Raw genomic sequence first — 4,039 nt, forward strand, 5'->3', positions numbered from 1 at the left:
GCCGGTGGGGTGGTTGCAGCGAGGTGTGGGCCGCAGCCAGTGCTTGGCGGGCGTGGGCGAGGTGTGTGTGCAGGGTGCTGGTCAAGCCGATGGCGTCCAGCTGGTGTTGGAGTGTGGGGTGGGGCTGCTGTTGTGTGAGGGTGATGAGTGGCGTGAGGGCCTGGGTGTAGTGGGCGATGGCCCGCCCGATGTGTCCGGCTGCCTGACTGAGGGCCTTCGCCCCCGGATGGCCGTCGTTGTGCGGGCGGTCGGGGGAGAGCTGGTATTCGGCGTCGGCGGTCATGCGGGTGGCGAGGGAGCACAGCAGGTCGATGTGGCGGCTGGCGGTGAACAGGCCGTGCCGGTCGCATCGGACGTGGTGCTCGCGCAGGTCGGCCGCGACCGCGTCCAACGCCTGGTGGGCCGCCATGTCCTCCAGGTCGACCGGTTCGTACATGTGCAGGGGTATCTCCGTGGGCGGCGGGGAGTTCAGCGGCTTCGCACGGCCGAGGCGCGTGCCGGGGCAGGGGCGGGGCCGCTGACGGTGATCTCCGTGGCGGTGTCCAGGGCCTGTTGGCCGGCGGGGGTCAGCAGGAGACGCCGGCCGACGTATAGCGGGCTCCCGTCGCGTTCCTGCTCGACAAATCCCTTGCCCCGTAGGGAGCCCAGGGTGGCCATGGTGATCTTCGTGGACGTGCCGGTCTCGATGAACTCCTTGCCGTTGGCGCTTTCGTACAGGCGGGCGTACCCGCGCGAGATCATGCGCAGGGCGCCGCGCTGCGCGCTGGTCAGGCGGGGTGCCGTGGTGGCCGGTGCTGTGGCGAGGGCGCGCTCAGGGTCGGGTGATTGCGGCGGACGGCCATGGTGCTGGGCCGCGTCGAGGAACTCGGCGGCATCGGTTGCCCGCAGGTAGCCCTCGCGCAGTAGACGGGCTGCGGCCTGGAGGTGGGTATCGAGGCTGTCGCGGCGCTGGGGGCGCCGCGGGAGGGTGCGGCCGGTGGCCGGGTCGGGCTGGCCGTCGATGCGGTGGTATTCCGCGGCCAGGGCGATGGCGTCGGCCAGGTGGGTGGCGGTGGTGCTGGCGAGGCGCAGGGTGTGGCCGAGGTATTCGATGGCGTGATGGCCTGCTCGGCTGCTGTGAGCCAGTGGGTGGGCGGAGGCGGTGAGCAGCAGGCCCAGGGTGGTGGTCGCAAGGCCCTGTGCGGTGGCGTACGGCGAGGAAAGCGGGTCGAACGCGGGGATACCGGCGACAGGTTTGCTCCCCTTGAGGGTGTGGTGCAGGGCGAGGAAGTCGTCCGCGACGCGGCGCAGGCGGTCACCGGCGTGGGGCAGGTCGGGTTCGGTCATAGGGGCGGTTCGCAAGGAGGGTGTCAGCGGCGCGGGGCGGCCGGGCGAGCGGGCGGTGCCGGTGTGCGATGGGTCGCCTCCACCGCGTCCACTCGAAGCCGGTGAGCGCGCGACGCCGGGTAGCGTATGACCTGTCGTACGAATGTGACTGGGGGCGGGCATGGCGTGGACGATCAGTCTTTCCGATGAGTACCAATGGAGTGCGCAGACCGGGCTGGTTATGTCCGTGCTGGAGTTTTTGAGGGACTCAGTGGAGGATCCCGACGCGCGGCGGAAGATTGAGAGGGTTCTCGACTACCAGCTGGGCTACCTGGATGTGCAAGACCTGCCCGCGACTGGACGCGAGGACGTCCTGCGGCGCCTGCGAACCGACCTGCCGGACTGGGCCGAGGCCATGTTCTCCTCCGGAGAGGGGACATCCCAGCGGAGCACCGTCGGCCACATCAAAGTGCTGACCTTGATGGCCCGGGACATCGGAGCCGCGACGGATGAGGATGACTCTGCGAGTGGCGAAGGCCCCGGCCAGATCGAGGGCGTGAGGACCAGCAAGACACTTCACCGAGGCGCCCAGCTCGATGGTGGCGTGGGTAGCTAAGGCCATCTGCAGAGACTATGGAGAGAAGGGGAAACCCAGCGTCGTACGGCTCATGCGGCGACGCCGAAGTCGGCCTGGGTGGGTGAGGCTTTGGCGATGGCGCGGGCGGTGATGGCGGCGGAGGCGGTCTTGGAGGCGGTAGCGAGTTCGGCGGCGGCGGGTTCCAGGTACCAGGGGCGCAGGTCGAGCGTGGCGGCGCGCAGGCCGGTGGCGAACAGGAGCGCGGTGCCCTTGGGCAGGGCGCGGATGGCGTCCGCCGGCAGGATCCGTTCCTGGCGCATGCTGAGGGAGGTGGACTTGCCGGAGTCGGAGACCGAGGTCGACTTCGTTTCCACGTCGTGGTCGCCGATCAGGCGGGAGAGTTTGTCGGCGAAGTCCGGGTCATCGATGCCGCTGCCGATGACCTTGATGGTGGCTGCCGACCACATGGCGTCCATGCCGGCCTCGCCCCACACTTTCTGGCCCTGGCGGTAGGACTGCAGGATGGTGATCGGGATGATCCCACGCGAGCCCAAGTGGCTGTACAGGTCCGGGAGATCGCTGATCTTGCAGACGTTGGCGGCCTCGTCGAGGATCGCCAGCATCGGCGGGTCCAGGCGGCCCCCGGCGCGTTCGGCGCGGGCCGTCGCGGCCCGCATCACCGAATCCGCACACGCCGCGATCAACGCGCTCGCTCCGCCGCCGCCGTCCTTGGAGAGCAGGAACAGCGTGTCGGTGGAGGCGACGAACTCGTTGGGCCGGAACTCCTCGATGCCCTGCTGCGGGGTCACCCAGGCGGCGATGTCCGCGTTGAGCAGGGCGGACGCGTACTGCCGGGCGGTCTCATAGATACCGTCCCTGGTTTCCGGCGGCCCTTCCACGGTGCCCTTCAACTGGGCCGCGACGGACGTGAATCCGTGATCGCGGAGGATGTCCAGGGGGCGGCGGTCGGCGGGGAAGGCGAGCCACTGCATGACGTCGGTGATGGGCCGCTCGTCCAATGCTGCGGCCAGGAACAGCTGGGAGAGGATGTTGGATCCGGCTTTGGACCAGAAGTCGCCCTGCTGGGAGGCGTCCACGGAGGCGGCGAGGAAGTGCCCGGCCAGCCGGTTCGCACCGTCCAGGGACTTCGCGTCGGCGAGCGGGTTCCACCACATGGTGCGCTCAGCGTGGGCGATCTGCTGGGGGTCCATCGACCACACCCGCCCCACCCGCCCGCGGGCATCCAGCGTGGCCGTGTACGCGTCGCCCGCGGCCTTGTTGGACGTGAGCAGGACGGCGCCAGGCGCGGCCAGGATGGACGGGATGGCGAGGCTGGTGGTCTTGCCGGAGCGCGGCGCCATGATCGCGACGGCGACATCCTCGTACCCCATGCGCACCTCGGTGCGAGTGCCCTGGAGGTTGCCGAGGAGGATGCCGGTGTCGGACGGAGCGATGCGGTCGGCGTCCTTCAGGCTCGGGCGCAGGGAGCGGGCCTTGTCGGTGATCGCCTTGGCGAGGAGCGGCTCGATGTCCCTGGCCTTCGCGGTGCCCTCGACCCGGGTCCTCTTCCGTCCGGTGGTGTTCTTGCTACGCGTCCACCACAGGCCACCGCTCACGGCGAGGGCGAGCAGGACCACGACGGGCACGATGCGGGTGCCGATCAGCAGGGACGTTTCCCCCAGGCCGGGCCAGAGCTGGTCGGGGTGCAGGAGGGCGTCGGCGGGCCGGTAGCCGGTCCACGGATTGCCGGTGAGCCAGGCGGTGAGGTTGCCGCCGAGCCAGGCGAGATGGGACAGCGGCACGGTGACGGCGAGGATCCCCATGAGGATCTTGAAGGCGATGTCGTAGCCGTCGGATGAGGAAGTGGACTGGGGCAACGGGGCAGTTCCCTAAAGGGACAGACGCGGCGGAGCGCGCGGGGTGGTCAGAGGGTGCGGCGCGGGAGGGGGCCGCCGGGCGGCTGCGGAGGCCGGGGCACGCTGCTGCGGTGGGCGGTGAGATGGTCGACGCGTTCCCACAGCGCGTCCTGGCCCCGCTGGGCGGGGGCGGGGGTGAGACGGGTCCGGTCGCGCAGCACATCCGGGAGCGAGCCGGGGCTGCGGGGCAGCGGCTCGGGCGAGGTCAGGTCCTCCAGGACTGCGGTCACCAGTGGGGTGG

Annotated in this window: 5 protein-coding genes; 1 reads left to right on the top strand and 4 read right to left on the bottom strand. The window is 70.4% G+C overall.

What is annotated here, in order from left to right:
* Both A8W25_RS31485 and A8W25_RS31490 read right to left on the bottom strand, forming a co-directional pair.
* On the bottom strand, positions 1 to 436 hold a 436-nt coding region (locus A8W25_RS31485; RefSeq protein ID WP_067167940.1), incomplete at its 3' end, for a hypothetical protein.
* Between the two features lie 32 nt (positions 437 to 468).
* Entirely contained in the window at positions 469 to 1,326 is an 858-nt protein-coding gene (locus tag A8W25_RS31490; RefSeq protein WP_067167941.1) for a hypothetical protein, read from the bottom strand.
* Positions 1,327 to 1,486: 160 nt separating this feature from the next.
* Between A8W25_RS31490 and A8W25_RS31495 the strand changes: the two genes are divergently transcribed.
* Positions 1,487 to 1,921, top strand: coding sequence for a hypothetical protein (locus A8W25_RS31495; RefSeq protein WP_067167943.1), 435 nt, complete (start codon positions 1,487 to 1,489; stop codon positions 1,919 to 1,921).
* A 50-nt stretch (positions 1,922 to 1,971) separates the two neighbouring features.
* On the opposite strand, the gene A8W25_RS31500 is transcribed toward A8W25_RS31495, so the two are convergent.
* Positions 1,972 to 3,705, bottom strand: a complete 1,734-nt coding sequence (locus tag A8W25_RS31500; protein ID WP_067167946.1) for a type IV secretory system conjugative DNA transfer family protein — start codon at positions 3,703 to 3,705, stop codon at positions 1,972 to 1,974.
* Positions 3,706 to 3,806: 101 nt separating this feature from the next.
* Positions 3,807 to 4,039, bottom strand: a 233-nt coding sequence (locus A8W25_RS31505) for a hypothetical protein (protein ID WP_234386768.1), incomplete at its 5' end; no start/stop codon positions are given.

Origin of the sequence: Streptomyces sp. ERV7, assembly GCF_001653515.1 — a bacterium.
Taxonomy (GTDB): domain Bacteria; phylum Actinomycetota; class Actinomycetes; order Streptomycetales; family Streptomycetaceae; genus Streptomyces.